Source organism: Variovorax sp. F042 (assembly GCF_057814215.1).
Window position 1 is genome coordinate 106,858 of record NZ_JBVASX010000016.1, and the last position, 16,152, is coordinate 123,009.

17 protein-coding genes are annotated in these 16,152 nt (G+C 66.3%); 6 read left to right on the forward strand and 11 right to left on the reverse strand.

Annotated elements, in window-relative coordinates:
- The first annotated feature begins 29 nt into the window (after positions 1-29).
- Complete coding sequence (locus ACZYSP_RS31260; RefSeq protein WP_143042651.1) at positions 30-314, forward strand: hypothetical protein; 285 nt, start codon at positions 30-32, stop codon at positions 312-314.
- Positions 315-333: 19 nt separating this feature from the next.
- On the opposite strand, the gene ACZYSP_RS31265 is transcribed toward ACZYSP_RS31260, so the two are convergent.
- Positions 334-1,344, reverse strand: coding sequence for a LacI family DNA-binding transcriptional regulator (locus ACZYSP_RS31265; RefSeq protein WP_093077247.1), 1,011 nt, complete (start codon positions 1,342-1,344; stop codon positions 334-336).
- A 278-nt stretch (positions 1,345-1,622) separates the two neighbouring features.
- Between ACZYSP_RS31265 and ACZYSP_RS31270 the strand changes: the two genes are divergently transcribed.
- Genes ACZYSP_RS31270 through ACZYSP_RS31285 form a run of 4 tightly spaced genes read left to right on the forward strand, consistent with a single transcriptional unit; the run spans position 1,623 to position 6,298 of the window.
- On the forward strand, positions 1,623-2,546 hold the full coding sequence (locus ACZYSP_RS31270; protein WP_489018351.1) for an SMP-30/gluconolactonase/LRE family protein: 924 nt from the start codon (positions 1,623-1,625) through the stop codon (positions 2,544-2,546).
- Positions 2,543-4,069, forward strand: a complete 1,527-nt coding sequence (locus ACZYSP_RS31275; RefSeq protein WP_489018353.1) for a sugar ABC transporter ATP-binding protein — start codon at positions 2,543-2,545, stop codon at positions 4,067-4,069. The genes ACZYSP_RS31270 and ACZYSP_RS31275 overlap by 4 nt, the downstream gene beginning before the upstream one ends.
- Positions 4,066-5,154, forward strand: a complete 1,089-nt coding sequence (locus ACZYSP_RS31280) for an ABC transporter permease (RefSeq protein WP_093058597.1) — start codon at positions 4,066-4,068, stop codon at positions 5,152-5,154. The genes ACZYSP_RS31275 and ACZYSP_RS31280 overlap by 4 nt, the downstream gene beginning before the upstream one ends.
- 28 nt (positions 5,155-5,182) lie before the next feature.
- A complete protein-coding gene (locus tag ACZYSP_RS31285; protein WP_093178136.1) occupies positions 5,183-6,298 on the forward strand; it encodes an ABC transporter substrate-binding protein in 1,116 nt (371 codons plus the stop codon).
- A gap of 36 nt (positions 6,299-6,334) precedes the next feature.
- On the opposite strand, the gene ACZYSP_RS31290 is transcribed toward ACZYSP_RS31285, so the two are convergent.
- The 3 genes from ACZYSP_RS31290 to ACZYSP_RS31300 form a co-directional block, all read right to left on the reverse strand.
- Positions 6,335-7,279, reverse strand: coding sequence for an alkaline phosphatase D family protein (locus ACZYSP_RS31290; protein WP_489018356.1), 945 nt, complete (start codon positions 7,277-7,279; stop codon positions 6,335-6,337).
- A gap of 117 nt (positions 7,280-7,396) precedes the next feature.
- Entirely contained in the window at positions 7,397-7,798 is a 402-nt protein-coding gene (locus tag ACZYSP_RS31295) for a phage holin family protein (RefSeq protein ID WP_093058600.1), read from the reverse strand.
- On the reverse strand, positions 7,792-8,190 hold the full coding sequence (locus tag ACZYSP_RS31300; RefSeq protein ID WP_093178134.1) for a VOC family protein: 399 nt from the start codon (positions 8,188-8,190) through the stop codon (positions 7,792-7,794). Before ACZYSP_RS31300 ends, ACZYSP_RS31295 begins: the two co-directional genes overlap by 7 nt.
- Positions 8,191-8,291: 101 nt before the next feature.
- On the opposite strand from ACZYSP_RS31300, the gene shkS reads away from it, so the two are divergent.
- A complete protein-coding gene (gene shkS / locus ACZYSP_RS31305; RefSeq protein ID WP_093058602.1) occupies positions 8,292-9,707 on the forward strand; it encodes a surface-behavior sensor histidine kinase ShkS in 1,416 nt (471 codons plus the stop codon).
- A gap of 63 nt (positions 9,708-9,770) precedes the next feature.
- Here shkS and ACZYSP_RS31310 read toward each other — a convergent pair whose 3' ends face one another.
- The 7 genes from ACZYSP_RS31310 to ACZYSP_RS31340 form a co-directional block, all read right to left on the reverse strand.
- Positions 9,771-10,373 (reverse strand): LuxR C-terminal-related transcriptional regulator, encoded by a 603-nt coding sequence (locus ACZYSP_RS31310; protein ID WP_093058637.1) that lies wholly within the window; start codon positions 10,371-10,373, stop codon positions 9,771-9,773.
- A 74-nt stretch (positions 10,374-10,447) separates the two neighbouring features.
- Positions 10,448-11,779 (reverse strand): tryptophan--tRNA ligase, encoded by a 1,332-nt coding sequence (locus ACZYSP_RS31315; RefSeq protein WP_093178133.1) that lies wholly within the window; start codon positions 11,777-11,779, stop codon positions 10,448-10,450.
- 18 nt (positions 11,780-11,797) lie between these two features.
- The gene (locus ACZYSP_RS31320; RefSeq protein WP_093077238.1) at positions 11,798-12,469 is read right to left on the reverse strand and encodes a site-2 protease family protein; all 672 of its coding nucleotides are present in this window, start codon (positions 12,467-12,469) and stop codon (positions 11,798-11,800) included.
- Positions 12,470-12,510: 41 nt separating this feature from the next.
- Positions 12,511-13,146 (reverse strand): L-threonylcarbamoyladenylate synthase, encoded by a 636-nt coding sequence (locus tag ACZYSP_RS31325; protein WP_093058605.1) that lies wholly within the window; start codon positions 13,144-13,146, stop codon positions 12,511-12,513.
- Between the two features lie 15 nt (positions 13,147-13,161).
- A complete protein-coding gene (locus tag ACZYSP_RS31330) occupies positions 13,162-14,139 on the reverse strand; it encodes a DMT family transporter (protein WP_093077235.1) in 978 nt (325 codons plus the stop codon).
- A complete protein-coding gene (locus tag ACZYSP_RS31335) occupies positions 14,136-14,993 on the reverse strand; it encodes a 3',5'-nucleoside bisphosphate phosphatase (RefSeq protein WP_093058607.1) in 858 nt (285 codons plus the stop codon). The genes ACZYSP_RS31330 and ACZYSP_RS31335 overlap by 4 nt, the downstream gene beginning before the upstream one ends.
- A 97-nt stretch (positions 14,994-15,090) precedes the next feature.
- On the reverse strand, positions 15,091-16,143 hold the full coding sequence (locus ACZYSP_RS31340) for a transporter (protein ID WP_093077234.1): 1,053 nt from the start codon (positions 16,141-16,143) through the stop codon (positions 15,091-15,093).
- Between the last annotated feature and the right edge of the window lie 9 nt (positions 16,144-16,152).

Consider the following 16,152-nt stretch of genomic DNA (forward strand, 5'->3'; position numbering starts at 1 on the left):
AAGCCCGTGCCATGCGCGAAGGACACGACATGCCCATCACGGTTCCGCTGGTCGACATCGCGCAGGCGCTGGCGCGGGCGGGCTGCCCCGGCAACCGTTGCGACCGCTACCGGCTCTACGAGGAGTGGGCACGCGATTTCCAGGCCGACTTCGAGGCCCGCGCCGCGGCAGGGCGCAAGCCAGGGCGCACCTACCTGCACGACGTGACGGCCTTCGCGCTGCGCCGGGCGGCGGCCTACGGGTTCGACGTGCGCTGCGAAGACTTCGGCGCGCGGCTGTGCAGCGAGGCGCGGCTGGTTGCCGGCGTTCGCTGACCCTGCAAGAACCCGGTACCTAGGAGCTTTCGCGCTGCTCGATGCGGAACGGGATCATCACCGTCTCCGCAGGCGGCCGGTGCCCTTCGCGCGCACCGTCGATCACACGCAGCAGCAGTTCGCCCGCCGCCTTGCCGATGCCCACGCAATCCACCGCCACGGTGGTGATGCGCGGGTGGCAGGCACGCGCCACTTCGAAGTCGCCGAAGCCGGCGATCGCGATGCGGCCCGGCACGTTCCAGCCGCGGCGCTGGCATTCCATCAACGCGCCGAAGGCCGACAGGTCGGACACGCAGATCACCGCATCCACGTCGGGCCACTGCCGCACCAGCTGCACCACCGCTTCGCCGCCTTGCGCCATCGAGATCGGCGGCTGGCCGAAGCTGATGACGCGGCCGTCGGGCAGGCCCAGTTCGCGGATCGCCTCCGCATAGCCGCGTTGGCGGTCCGCGCCGCGCGTGTCGCGGTTCGAGGTGCCGCCGATGAAGGCGATGCGCCGGTAGCCCTTGCCGTGCAGGTGCCGCACCATCGCGGCCGCGGCCTCAGCGTTCGAGAAGCCGACCGTGTGTTCGATGGGCGTGGCGGGCAGGTCCCAGGTCTCGACCACCGGCACGCCGGCGGCCTGCAGCATCGAGCGCGCGGCGGGTGTGTGCGAGCCGCCCGTGAGGATCACGCCTTCGGGCCGGCGCGCGAGCATGGCGCGCAGCAGGCGCTCTTCGGTTTCCACGCGGTAGTCGGTGTAGCCCAGCAGCAGCTGCAGGCCGCGTGCTTCCACCGCCGCGGTGATGCCCTGCGCGGTTTCCGAGAAGTTGGAGTTGTTGAGCGACGGAATCAGCACCGCGATGAAGCCCGAACGCTTGCTGGAGAAAGTGCGTGCCGTCTGGTCGATGACGTAGCCCATCTCCTCGCAGGCCTGCAGGATGCGCTGGCGCAGCGCCTCGGAGGTCACGCGGTCGCTGCTCGCGCCGCGGTTGAGCGCGCGCGACACCGTCATCTTCGACACGCCGACGCGCGCGGCCACGTCGGCCATCGTCGCGGGGCGGGTGAGGGGGGCGGCAGCAGCGGTGGCTTTGTTTGGAGGCAAGGGCTTCTTTCTCTCTCGGAAATGCGGGTTCGAGGATATGCGACGCGGGGTCAGATACCGATAACCTGTAAATCGCCGATTTAGGTATGTAAAGAATACAGCGATTGATTCTTTTACAAGAATGAAAAATAGCGCAATCAGCGTACGGGAAAAGCCTAAGTTACCGGTATCTTTTCCAGTGCCACACTGCAAACCCCAAGTTCAGGGAAACCAGCGCCGTGGCCATGACCATCGAAGTCTTCGATTCCCGTTTCGCCCCCGTCGCCCGCGATGCCGGTCCGCTCGAGCGCCTGTGCACCGGCGCCGCCTGGAGCGAAGGCCCGGTGTGGATGCACGAAGACGGCGCGGTGCTGTGGAGCGACATTCCCAACAACCGCATGCTGCGCTGGCATGCCGAAGGCGGCATGAGCGTGTGGCGCGAGGGCGTGGAGTTCACCAACGGCCACACCCGCGAGGCCGACGGCGCTTTGCTGCATTGCTCGCACGGCCAGCGCGCCATCGTGCGCACGCGCTTCGGCCCGGGCCTGCTGCCGCTGGCCGACGAGGTGGTGGTCGACCGCTATCAGGGCCGCCGGCTCAACTCGCCCAACGACATCGTCGTGAAGCGCGACGGCAGCATCTGGTTCACCGATCCGCCGTACGGCATCGTGTCCGACCATGAAGGGCACAAGGCCCAGAGCGAACTGGGCCGCAACCATGTGTTCCGCTTCGACCCCCCAAGCGGCGCGTTGCGCTCGGTGAGCGATTTCGTCGAAGAGCCCAACGGGCTGGCCTTCTCACCCGACGAAAGCATCCTCTATGTGAGCGACACATCGGCCGCCTTGCGCACCGACGGCTCGGGGCATCACCATATCGTCGCCTTCGAGGTGATCGGCGGGCAGGACCTTGCCAGCCCGCGCGTGTTCGCGGTCGTGAACCCGGGGCTTGCGGACGGCTTTCGCATCGACGTGCACGGCTTCGTCTACACAAGCAGCGCCGACAGCGTGCAGGTCTATCACCCTGACGGCACGCGCATGGCGCGCATCGCGGTGCCGGAGAAGGTGGGCAACCTGACCTTCGGTGGCAATGACGGCAACGAGCTGTTCGTGTGCGCCTCGACATCGCTCTACCGCATTCGCCTGAACACCCGCGGGGCGGTGCGCGCATGAACGCCGCTTCTGCCTTGCTGCAGTTCCAGGGCATCAGCAAACGCTTCGGCGGCACGCAGGCGGTCGACAACGTCACGCTCGACGTGCGCGCCGGAGAAATCCTCGCGCTGCTCGGCGAGAACGGTGCGGGCAAGTCCACGCTCATCAAGCTGCTCGCGGGTATCTATCCCGCGGACCAGGGAGAGATTCTTTTCGACGGCCGACCGCAAGCCGACTGGCGGCGCAGCGACCGGCGCGAGCAGCCGGTTGCGTTCATCCACCAGGACCTGGGCCTTGTCGAATGGATGACGGTTGCCGAGAACGTGGGTCTGGGCACCGGTTATCCGCGCCGCTTCGGCCTCATCGACTGGTCCGCCGCGAACGACACGGCGCGCCGCGTGATGGCGCGCGTGGGCTGCGACATCGATCCAGGCCGCCGCGTGTTCTCGCTCACGCGCGCCGAGAAGTCGCTGCTGGCCATCGGCCGCGCGCTTGAAGTGAAGGCGCGGCTGCTGGTGCTCGACGAGCCCTCGGCCAGCCTTCCGATGAGTGACGTGGAGCGCATGTTCGGCGTGCTGCGCGAATTGCGCCGGCAGGGCATGGCAATGCTGTACGTGTCGCACCGGCTCGACGAGGTGTTGGCCATTTCCGACCGCGCGGCCGTGATGCGCGACGGCAAGCTGGTGGCGGTGAAGGACACGGCGCAGACGAACGAGGGCGAACTCGTCGGGCTGATCGTGGGCAAGGCGCTGTCGGCTTCGGTGCAGAAGGCGAAGGCACCTGAACCCGGGAGCAGCGAGCCTGTGCTGCAGCTCGACGGCGCGGCCAGCGGCAACGCCGGCCCGTTGAGCCTCGCCGTGCACCGCGGCGAAGTGCTGGGCCTCGTCGGCCTGCGCGGTGCGGGCCACGAGGCCATCAGCCGCGCGATCTTCGGCCGCGAGCCGCTGTCGGCCGGCCGCATGCGACTGCTCGGCAACGCATGCGCCTTTACGTGTTCCGCCGACGCCATCCGCGCCGGCGTGGCCTACGTTGCCGGCGAGCGCCTTGAAGAAAACCTTGCCGGTTCGATGACCGTGCTGGAGAACCTCTTTCCCAACGCCGCATTGCATGGCGACCGCGGCCTTGCCTTCGACCGCCCGCGCCGGGAGAACGACCAGGCACTCGCGCTCATCCGGCGCTTCGACGTCAATCCGCCCGCGCCGTCCGCCGAAGTGCAGCAGCTCTCCGGCGGCAACCAGCAGAAGGTGGTGCTGGCGCGCTGGTTCCACCTGGACAAGCCGCTGGTAGTGCTCGAAGAGCCCACCGCAGGCGTGGACGTTGGCGCCAAGTGGCAGATCTACGGCGTGCTGCGTGAGCGCGCCGAGGCTGGCACGGCGCTGGTCGTGGTCTCCACCGACTTCGAGGAAATCGCGACCGTGTGTACGCGCGTGCTCGTGTTCCGCGACGGCCTGATCGCGGCTGAACTCACGGGCGACGCGATCACGGTCGAAAAGCTATTGGCATTGGCAGCAGGCGCGGCAACGCGCGAGGAGATTCACGCATGAGCAGTTCCATCCGGTCCACGGCGCTGGAGCCAGACAAGTCCCTCGACGGCGAGGCCATTTCCCTGGCGCAGAGCATCGGCCGCGCAATGCCGGTCTACGGGCTCGTGGTGCTGATGGCGGCGCTGGCGCTGCTGTTCTCGCTGCTGCTGCCCGACACCTTTCCGACGCTGTTCAACCTGCGCGCGATCCTGGCCGACAAGTCGGTGATTGCACTGCTGGCACTGGCCGCGACCATCCCGATGATCACCGGCAAGATCGATCTCACGGTGGGCTACGGCATTGTGCTGTGGCACATCCTCGCGATCAGCCTGCAGACGCAGCTCGGCCTGCCGTGGCCGGCGGCAGTGCTGGTGGTACTGGCGTGCGCGGCGCTGTTCGGCGTGCTCAACGGACTGCTGGTCGAACTGGCGCAGATCGATTCGTTCATCGCCACGCTGGGTACGGGCACCGTGATCTACGCGGTGGCCATGTGGCACAGCGGCGGGCGGCAGGTGGTGGGCGAGTTGCCCGACGGTTTTGTCGGCATCGCGGGCGGCAACCTGCTGGGGCTGCCGGTGGGCGCGTTCTATGTGCTTGCGGTGAGCGTCACGCTGTGGGTCGTCACCGAGTTCACGCCGCTGGGCCGCGCGCTGTACGTCATTGGCGCGAACCCGAAGGCGGCGCAGCTCAACGGCATTTCGGTGCGCAGGCATGTGATGGGCGCGTTCGTCGCGTCGGGGCTGCTGTCGGGCTTTGCGGGCGTGCTGCTGGCTTCGCGGCTGCAGATCGGGCAGGCGAGCGTGGGGCTCGAATTCCTGCTGCCTGCGCTGGTGGGTGCGTTCCTTGGTTCGACCACCATCCGGCCCGGCCGCGTGAACGTGTGGGGCACGCTGGTTGGCGTGGCGATTCTTGCCATCGGCATCTCGGGCATCCAGCAGTTCGGCGGCGCCTTCTATGTGGAGCCGCTTTTCAACGGCCTGACGCTGCTGGTGTCCATCGGCATCGCGGGCTGGGCGCAACAGCGGCGCAACCGTTCGATCAAGCGGCGCATTGCCGAGCGGCAGCTCGATCACGCGCAACCCGTTCCCTCAACGCCGTCGGAATGACGGCTCATCACAACGACTGGAGACAAGCATGAAGAAGAGTGTTCCCGCACGCACCGTCGCCGCTGCCGTGCTGGCCCTGTGCGCCGCCACGCTGGCACCCAAGGCCATGGCCGATGACTTTCTCGATGTTGCGAAGAAGAAGGTCGAGATCGCGACCATGACCAAGGAAAAGTGGGACGGCCCCACCACCGGCCCCAAGGCCAGCGCCGGAAAGACCATCGTCTTCGTCGCGGGCGACATGAAGAACGGCGGCATCGTCGGCGTCAGCAAGGGCGTGGAAGAAGCAGCCCGCGCCATCGGCTGGACGGTGCGCGTCATCGACGGGCAGGGCACCGTGAGCGGGCGCACCGCCGCGCTCAACCAGGCGCTGGCCGTCAAGCCGGCGGGCATCGTGGTCGGCGGCTTCGACACCACCGAGCAGAAGGCTGCGTTCGCGGGCGCCGCGAAGTCGGGCATTCCGCTGGTCGGCTGGCACTCGGGCGAGCAGCCGGGCCCGAACGACAAGGCGGGCCTGTACGCCAACGTGACCACCGTGACCGACGACGTGGCCGACGTCGCCGCCTCGTGGGTGGTGGCCGATTCGGGCGGCAAGGCCGGCGTGGTGATCTTCACCGACTCGCAGTACGCCATTGCGCTGTACAAGGCGCGCGCCATGGAGGCCGTCATCAAGAAGTGCGGCGGCTGCACCGTGCTGAGCTTCGAGGACAGCCCCATCGCCGAAAGCTCCACCCGCATGCCGCAGCTCACCACCTCGCTGCTGCAGCGCTTCGGCGACAAGTGGACGCACTCGCTGGCCATCAACGACCTGTACTTCGACTTCATGGGCCCCTCGCTCACGGCGGCAGGCAAGAAGGGCGACGGCTCGCCCAAGGCCGTGTCGGCCGGCGACGGCTCCGAGGCGGCCTACCAGCGCATCCGCACGCAGCGCTTCCAGGCCGGCACGGTGCCGGAGCCGCTGAACATGCAGGGCTGGCAGATCGTGGACGAACTCAACCGCGCCTTCGCCAAGGAGAAGTGGTCGGGCTACGTGCCCAAGGTGCATCTGGTGACGGTGGGCAACGTAGGCAAGGACGGCGGGCCGAAGAACGTGTTCGACCCGGACAACGGCTATCGCACGCAGTACAAGGCCGTGTGGGGCAAGTGACTGCCGCAAGGGTGCCGAGAGGCACCCCAGGTGCCTTCACCGGATCTCCTTGTGCACGAAGGTGGCGTTGTCGATGACGTTGTGCCTTCCGAGCCCGCGCTTGTCGAACAGCTTGATGTCGGTGCTCGCTGGCGAGTATTCGAGGATGCCGAAGTTCTCGCGCTCGCCGGTGTAGTAGTACTTGGTGACGAAGGCGCCCGAGGAGACGACCTCGAACATCTTCGTCTCGCCGGCCGGCGGCAGGAACGCGTTCTCGTGGATGTCGCCGGTCAGGAAGATCACGTTGCGCTTGTAGATGATCTCGCGGAACTTCGCGTAGTCGTCGCGGTAGCGCATCCAGCCGTTGCCGGTTGCGCGGATCGGCATGCCGGCGCAGACCAGCACGTAGCCTTGCTCGTTGGCCAGCTCCTGCTTGAGGTAGTCGAGCTGCTTCTGCCCGAGCAGCGGGCTCGCGTCGCCGGGGTCTTTGCTGTACCAGCGGGTGTCGAGAAAAATCGCCTTGCCGATGCGCTGCTGCTGGTGCATCAGGGGCACCGAGTAATAGATGCCGTCGATCTTGGGGTCGAGGTGCGCGGGGTTGCGCAGCTGCTCGATCTCCATGTATTTGGTGAACAGCCGGCGGGTCTCCTGCTTCACCGGCGCCTTGACGTCCGAGCCATGCGCGTTGTTCCAGGCGAAGTCGTGGTCGTCCCAGGTGCCGTACACGCCGCCGCCGTTGTCCTGCCGTTGGCGCAGCGCGGTTCGCAGCGCCTTGAAATTCGGCACGTTCCATTGCGCTTCGTACTTTCCCTGCATCACGTCGGCGAACTTGGCGGCATCCCACTTGGACGGTTCGCCCAGGTCGGGAAAGAAATCCATGTAGATCTGGTCGCCCAGCAGGAACAGGTAGTCCGGCTGCTCCTGCGCGATGCGGTCCCAGACGTGCTGGTAGCCGTCGGGGCCGGACTTGAAGTTCATGCACGACGTGAAGGCGATCTTCATGGGGGCTCCTCATTCACCGGTCTGTATGCCGGGTGAGGCGGATCATAGGCAGCCCTTGCGCGTTGTCTCTCCGCAAAACATGGGATGGCGCCGTGTGCCCAGGCGTGCGCGCTCAGTTCAGAGCCAGTTGCCGCTCTGCGGCATCTGCACCTTCTCGGCCGGGTCGTCGCTCGTCACGAACGAGCCGATGGCGATGCTCAGCAGCGAGATGAAGATGCTCGCGAACAGCGCGGTCCAGAAGCCCGACACCTTGAAGCCTTTCACCAGCGCCGCCACCAGCAGGATCATCAGCGCGTTGATGACCAGCAGGAACAGCCCGAAGGTCACCAGCGTCAGCGGCAGCGTGAGCACGATCAGCAGCGGCTTGACGACAGCGTTGGCCAGGCCCAGCAGCAGCGCCGAGACCACCAGCGCACCGGTGCTGTCGAACTTGAGTCCGCGAAACAGGTGGCTGGCCACCCACAGCGAGATGGCGGTGATGGCCCAGTGGATGAGGAAGGGAGTCAGGTTGTTCAGCATGGGTTTGGTGTGTGGCAGCAGACGCAGAGTTTGTTTCCGTCCGGATCGCGGAAGTAGGCGCCATAGTAGTCCGGGTGGTAGTGCGGCCTGAGGCCGGGCGGGCCTTCGCACACGCCGCCGTGCGCGAGGGCGATGGCATGGGCGCGGTCCACCGTGGCCCGGTCGGCGGCCATCAGCGCCACCATCTGTCCGTTGCCGGGCGAGGCGGCCTGGTCGTCGTACGGGGTACCCACCAGGAAGAGCGGGCGGGGCGCATCAGGGCTTTGCCAGCCGGCCCAGGGCTTGCCGTCATCGCGAAACCTCAGCTTGAGGCCGAGCTCGCCCATGAGCGCCGAATAGAAAGAAAAGGCGCGTTCGAAATCGTTCGCGCCGATGTAGACATGGGAAAGCATGCGAGTGAATTCTTCCTGGTTAGCGTTTGAATTGTTGAACGCTGTTTTCGATTGTTACCCTAGGAAACAATGGCGAGGACGCCGTTAAGATCGCCGTTCTTATGGCCAACGCGTCTATCGCCAGCATGACCCCCGCCCCGGCTTCGGCCGACGAGGCCGAATCGTGGGTGCGCGGCGAACTCATCCGCAGCCTGATGCGCTCCGCGCGGGGCTCGTATTTTGTCTCGGCCGCGCTCATGCCCGCGATGGTCGGCCTGAACTGGGCCTATGTGCCCCGCTGGGAGCTGCTCACGTGGCTCGTAGCCGGCCTCATCGCCACCGCGTGCCGCGCATGGGGCGCGCGGGTCTATGCGGTGCGCTATGCCGGGCGCAGTGCGGCGGCGCAGCAGCAGTTCACCGAGCGCTACGGCTTCGTCTGGAGCACCAGCGCGGTGGTGTGGGGCTTGTCGGTGCTGCTGTTCTTCGAGCGCACGCCGCAGGTCAACCAGTTCATGAGCTGGCTCATCGTGGCTGGCGTGGGCACCTTCCCGCTCAACGGGCTGGCGCTGCATCCGCCGCTGCTCAAGCGCTACGTCAACACGCTGTTCATCACGATGCTGGGCGCGGTGGTGATACGCCTGGCGTCGATCGCGCTGCACCATCCGCAGTTCCAGTACGGGTACCTGATGCCCATCCTGCCGATCCTGCACTGGTTCCTGCTGCTGCGGGCGGGGCGGCACATTCACGAGACGGCGCGCAACAGCCTGGAGCTGCTGTTCCACAACCACATCCTGATCAAGTCGCTGACCCAGCAGCGTCAGGCAGCGGTGTCGGCCGTGGCCATGAAGAACCGCTTCCTGGCCAGCGCAGCGCACGACATGCGCCAGCCGGTGCTGGCACTTTCGTTGTACGCCGATTGGCTGCGCAACGAGCCTGAGCTGGTGCTGGAGCTCGCGCCGAAGATCGTGCGCGCCACGCATGCGGTGAATGCGCTGTTCGACTCCATGTTCGACCTGGCGCGCATCGACTCGGGCCAGGTGCGCCTGCACGTCGAGCGCGTCGACGTGCCCGAGCTGCTGCACGACCTCGAACTGCAGTACCGCCCGGTGGCCGAGAGCCGCGGCCTCGACTTCCGCGTGCACGTGTGCGAGGGCTCGTTCCTGACCGACCCCATCCGCGTGCGCCGCATGATCGGCAACCTGCTGGCCAACGCCATCAAGTACACGGCCGAAGGCGGCGTGCTGCTGGCGGCGCGGCAGACACGCGACGGCCTGCGCGTGGAAGTGTGGGACACCGGCATCGGCATCGCGCCCGAGCACCTGCGCGACGTGTTCCTGGAGTTCTACAAGGTGGCGGACCATGCCGGCACCTCCGACGGCTTCGGCCTGGGCCTTGCCATCGTCGCGCGGCTGTCGCACGTGCTGGGCCATCCTGTCAGCGTGCGTTCGCGCCTGGGCAGCGGCAGCGTGTTCCGCGTGGCGCTGCACGACGCCGACGAAGCGGTAGCGCAAGCCCGTGTAAGCGCCTCGGGCGGTTGAGAGCGACATAAAAAACCGCGCACAGGGCGCGGTTCTGGAGGTCGTCAGGCTCGCCGGCGGGAATCAGCCCGACAGCAAACCGTTGGTGCGCGCGTAGTGCAGAGCTTGGGTACGGCTCTTCACGCCGAGCCTGCGGAACAGGCGCCACAGGTGCACCTTCACCGTGTGCTCGCTGATCTCCAGGTCGGTGGCGATGTCGCGGTTGCTCATGCCCTTGTCGAGCATGGCGATCAGCTGCGTCTGCCGCTTCGACAGCTTGCCGCTGTTGGCGGCTGGCATCTCGTCGGCTTCATCTTCCGAGCCTGCCATCAGCAGGCCGCGCAAGGCAGCCGCCAGTTCGTTGGAGCTGGCTGACTTCTCGATATAGGTGTCTGCGCCGGCTTCGATGCAGGCGTCCTCCATGTCCGCGGAAGGTGCTGCCGAATACACGGCAATGGGCACGTTCGGATAGACCTGCTTGACCGCGATCACGCCCGACACGCCATTGGTGTCCGGGAGCTTCAGGTCCAGGCAGAAGAGGGTGGGCGCACCACGCTGCTGCACCGAGCTCGCGAGCTTGTCGAGGCGCTCGAGCTCGACGATGTTCTCGGCCGGACGCAATCGCCGCAAGACCATCACGATCGCGTCGCGCATCAGGGGGTGGTCGTCGATGACATAAATGCTCATGTTTTCTTCCTTTGTGATCGCACCGTCTTCTCTCTTCCTGCTCATCGGCGGATAAGCCGATGGGCTTTGCCGGATCAACTCCCGCTCGTTGTGGGTGTTGCCTCCGTCAGGGCCTCCAGCGCCTCGGTGACGGCGCGTGTTCCTTCTGTGTCGATGGGTTCCAGCTGGCTGGCCAGCGTGGTCAATGCTTCGCCGCGCTGCGCCTGCAAGACCGCGATGGTACGGCCCGCTTCCTGCGGTGACGTGAATCCACGGCTTTGCAGCAGGGTTTCGCCGCGCGCATCCAACAGCTTGAAATAGAAAAGCCCGTCCGCCTTTTCGCGGTACTGCTTGAAACTTGGCTTCGCGACCTTGGCAGCCTTGGCTGCGCCCTTGTCCTTGCCGGCCGCGAGATTGCGCAGGCCGACCGCGTGGCGCAGGCTGGCCATGAACGGCTTCGACAGGGCCTGCGCTTTCTCGGCGCCGATGAGCAGGATGCGCTCGATCTCTGCCGGGTCGTTCATCAGCGCGTCGTAGCGCGCGCGCAGCGGCGCCACTTCATGGTCGATGCGCTCGAACAGCAACTGCTTGGCATCGCCCCAACTAATGCCATTGGCGTACTCCTTGCGCAGCGACTCGGTTTCTTCGGCGCTGGCAAAGGCCTGGTAGATCTGGAACAGGGCCGAGCCCTCGGTGTCCTTCGGCTCGCCGGGGGCGCGCGAGTCGGTCACGATGCTGGAGATCTGCTTTTGCAGCTGCGCGCGCGGTGCGAACAGCGGGATCGTGTTGCCGTAGCTCTTGCTCATCTTGCGGCCGTCGAGGCCGGGCAGGGTGGCCACGGCGTCGTCGATCTCGGCCTCGGGCAGCGTGAAGTGATCGCCGTACAGGTGGTTGAAGCGCTGCGCCATGTCGCGCGCCATCTCGATGTGCTGTACCTGGTCGCGGCCCACGGGCACCTTGTGGGCGTTGAACATCAGGATGTCGGCGCCCATGAGCACCGGATACATGAAGAGGCCGGCCGTCACGTCGGCATCGGGGTCCTCGCCCTTGGCCACGTTCTTGTCGAGCTGCGCCTTGTATGCATGTGCGCGGTTGAGCACGCCCTTGCCGGTGACGCAGGTGAGGAACCAGGTCAGCTCGGGGATCTCGACGATGTCCGACTGGCGGTAGAAGGTGACGCGCTCGGGGTCGAGCCCGCAGGCCAGCCAGCTGGCGGCAATCTCGAGCGTGGAGCGCTGGATGAGTGCCGGCTCCTGCACCTTGATGAGCGCGTGGTAGTCGGCCAGGAAGAAAAAGCTCTGCACACCGGGCGCGACGCTTTGCCGCACCGAATGGCGGATCGAACCGACGTAGTTGCCGAGGTGAGGCGTGCCCGACGGCGTGATGCCGGTCAGGACGCGCAGGGGAGCTTGAGGAGACGGAGCCATGGGACGAAGAAAGAAGACTTAGAGCAGCAACGCCTTGAGCGGGGTGATGATCAGGTTGATGACGAAGTAGCCCACGTCCATCAGCGGTCGCAGCCAGTATGTGCTGACGACGCCCGCAATGACGAGGCCCATCACGATGAAGAAGCCGTACGGTTCGATGCGTGCCAGGAACATCTGCGCCTGTCCGTTGGGCAGCAGGCCAGCCAGTACGCGGCCGCCGTCGAGCGGGGGCAGCGGGAACAGGTTGAAGGCCCACATCACGAGGTTGACGAGGATGCCGCCCTGCGCCATCTTGATGAAAAAGGATTCACTCACGCCAGCGGCAACAAGCGCCACCAGCACCAGCGCCCACAAGATCGCCTGCACGAAATTGGAGGCCGGCCCGGCCAGCGCGACCCACACCATGTCGCGCTTCGGATGACGCAGCCGCCCAAAGTTGACCGGCACCGGCTTGGCATAGCCGAACAGGAACGCACCCGAGGTCGCGAAGTACAGCATCAGCGGCATCAGGATGGTCCCGATGGGGTCGATGTGCTTCATCGGGTTGAGGGTGACGCGCCCCATGACCTCGGCCGTGTTGTCGCCGAAATGGCGAGCCACATAGCCGTGCGCTGCCTCGTGCACGGTGATCGCGAAGATCACGGGCAGCGCGTAGATCAGTACGGTCTGTATCAGGTTGGAAATATCCACTGGGCGATTGTGTCAGACGGGAGTGGTTCTCAGCCCCGATTTCAGAGGCCGAGCACAGCCAATGCACCGCGTCCCTGGCGCACCACGACCGGCTCGTCGCCAGTGCCCATGGGCGTGAGGTCGACCACCGTGGTCGGCTGCGACGGGCAGGCACCTGCGTCGATGACGCCGGCGATCTGCTTCTCGAAGCGCTCGCGGATGATCTGCGCGTCGTTCAGCGCCTCGGTCTCGCCCGGTGCGATCAGCGTGGTGGCCAGCAGCGGCGCGCCGTGCAGCGACAGCAGCTCCAGCAGCACCTTGTGATCAGGCACGCGCAGGCCGATGGTCTTGCGCTGCGGATGGCTCACGCGGCGCGGCACTTCCTTGGTGGCTTCGAGCAGGAATGTGTAGGGGCCGGGCGTGGCCGCCTTCAGCAGGCGGTATTGCTTGTTGTCGACGCGCGCGTAGTTGGCCAGCTCGCTCAGGTCGCGGCACAGCAGCGTGAGGTGGTGCTTCTCGTCGACCTGGCGGATGCGGCGCAACTGGTCGACCGCGTCCTTGTCGTCGAGATGGCAGGCCAGCGCATAGCTGGAGTCGGTGGGCACCGCAATGATCTCGCCGCGCTCGAGCAGCGTGACGGCCTGCTTCAGCAGCCGCTGCTGCGGGTTCTCGGGGTGGACTTCGAAGTACTGGGCCATGAAAAAAACTCCGGATCAGGATTCGGCGGGCTCGATAGGCACGCGGCGCTCGCGCACCGTGAGCCACGCACCGGCCGCACCGCAGACCGCGATCATCGCCATGCCGATGAGCGAGTAACGGTCGGGCAGTTGGGAAAAGATGAGCCAGCCGCCGAGCATGGCAAAAGCGATCTGGGCATAAAGATAAGGCGTGAGCGTGGATGCCGGCGCGCGCTGGTAGGCCAGGATCAGGATGAAGTGACCCACCGTGCCCATGAAGCCCATCAGGCACAGCAGCGCCCACCAATGCCACGACTCCAGCTCGGTCCACACGAAGGGCACTGCGAGCGATGCAATCAGCGCGCCGACCCAGCCGGTATAGAAATGCATCGTGAGTGGGTTCTCGGTCTGCGCGAGCTTGCTCGTGAGCACCTGGAACCACGCATTGGTCAGCACCAGCCCGATCGGCAGCAGGATGGCCCAGCTGAAGGCCTCGCCGCCCGGTCGCAGGATGACCAGCGTGCCGATGAAGCCACCCGCCACCAGCACCCAGCGCAGCGGCGACACATATTCCTTGAGCGTGGTGGCGGCCAGCAGCGTGATCACCAGCGGCGCGATCAGCACGATCGACGTGAACTCGGCCAGCGGCATGTAGCGCAGGCTGAGGAAGGCCAGCGTGCTCGACACCAGCAGCAGCGCACCGCGCAGCAACTGGTAGCGCGGGTGCCGCGTGCGCAGCAGCGCCGTGCCATGCAGCGGCAGGAGCACGGCCGTGGTGGCCACGGCCTGGAATGCGTAGCGGAACCACACGCCCATGAGGATGGGCACGCCTGCGGTGGATGCCTTGGTTGCGGTGTCGAGCGTGGCGAAGCAGGCCACGGCCACCAGCACAAGGCCGATACCCGCGAGGATGCGGCCCGATTCGGTGTCGCGCGTCTTTTGCGCCGCAAGGCGCGCATTCGCCAGCGCAACGGTTGCCGCGTTGTCGATGCCGGTCCCGGGGTTCTGGCTCACTGCTGGATGCGGTCGCCGAGCAGTTCCCACACAGGAGTGAGCGCGCCAGGCAACGGCGGCAGCTTGCCGAGATCGCAGTGACTCTCGTCGGGGCTGTGGAAATCGCTGCCGCGCGAGGCGGCGAAATCGAATTCGAGCGCCTTGTCGGCGTACTCGACATATTCGGCCGGCGTGTGGCTGCCGGTGACGACTTCGATCGCCTTGCCGCCATGCGCCTTGAATTCGAGGAACAGCGCGTATTCCTCGTTGGCCGTGAACTTGTAGCGGCCAGGGTGAGCGATCACGGCCATGCCCTTGGCTGCGGTGATCCAGTGCACGGCGTCCTTCAGCGAGGCCCAGCGGTGCGGCACGTAGCCGGGCTTGCCTTCGGTGAGGAACTTGCGGAACACCTCCGGCGTGTCGCGGCAGTGGCCCTGCTCGACGAGAAAGCGTGCGAAGTGCGTGCGCGAAATGAGTTCGGGGTTGCCGACGAACCTGAGCGCGCCTTCGTATGCACCGTGGATGCCGACCTTGGCCAGACCTTCGGACATTTCCTGCGCACGCTTGCCGCGGCCGCCGCGTGTGTCGTAGAGGCCTTGCGACATCGCTGCGTCGTTGGCATCGAAACCCAGGCCGACGATGTGCACCGTTTCGCCCGCGAAGGTCACCGAGATCTCGGTGCCGGTGAGGTAGCGCATGCCGTTTGCACGGGCTGCTGCTGCTGCGCGGTGCTGGCCGCCGACCTCGTCGTGATCGGTGAGGGCCCAGAGCTCGACCCCGTTGGCAGCCGCGCGCGCGGCCAGTTCTTCGGGCGTCAGTGTGCCGTCGGAGACCACGGAGTGGCAGTGAAGATCGGCATTGAGAATGGAGGACACCCTCGCATTCTATGGGGTCTGGAACATCGATGCGGGCGCATGGATGCTGCGCAAGTTGCTATTAAATAAATAGCATTACTGTGCCGCTGCATGCGGCTCAGCGCTTCTTGCGAAAAGCCGCCCAGGCCGCCACCGCGGTGAAGCTCGCGACGATTGCCACCACGATCCAGAAGCCGTGCTTGTGGTCGGCCAGCGGAATGCCGCCCACGTTCATGCCGAACAGGCCGGCCAGGATGTTGATCGGCAGCGCCAGCACCGTGACCACCGTCAGCACGAACAGGCTGCGGTTGTTGTCCTCGTTGACGTTGGCGGCTATTTCTTCCTGCAGCAGCTTGATGCGCTCCTGCAGCGCCTGCATGTCGCGCAGCACCACCGAGAACTCCTCGGTCGAGCCGCGCAACGCCTGCGCGTCGGGCTCGGCCATCCAGGCGGGAGGCCCTTGCAGCAGGCGGAACAGCGCGGCCGGCTCGGGCGCCAGCAGTCGCTGCAGCCGTACCAGCAGCCGCCGCAGCACGCCCAGCCGAGCGCGCTTGTGGTCGAGGCGGCCGGCGAGCAGTTCGTCTTCGATGCGGTCGATGCGCGAGGTGACGCCGCGCACGATCTTCACCAGCACGTCGGCCTGCGCGCGCAGCAGGTGTTCGAGCAGCTCGGTGCTCGAACGCGGCGCGTCGCCCGCCTTCACGGCCGTGCGCAGCGTGTCGACCGAGCGCAGCGGCTTGGTGCGCGCCGTGACCACGAGGCGCGGGCCCACGCTGATCCACAGCGTGGAGATGTCGGAGGGCTCGAAGCTGAATTCGAAGTGCACGTCGTTGATGACGGCGATCAGCGAATCGTCGGCGCGCTCGATGCGCGTGGAGGGCAGGCCTTCGTGCAGCGTCTCGTAGAAGGTGTCCGGGAGGTTCGCGTGCCGCACCAGCCAGCGCTCGGCATGCGCATGGCTCAGGTTGAAGTGCAGCCAGACGTAGGAGGGGTTCTCTTCGCCGCTGCCTTCATCGCCTTTGTCGCGTTGTTCGACCAGCCATGCCGCCGCCTGCGCGGAGTCGATGACCCGCGCTGGCTCGGGTGCTGAGGCGTCGAACAGGTAGCCGGAGATCAGTCCGGCTTCGTCACCTCCGTAAGACTGGGAGGCGAGGTCATGGAATGCCGACAAGATGCGTGA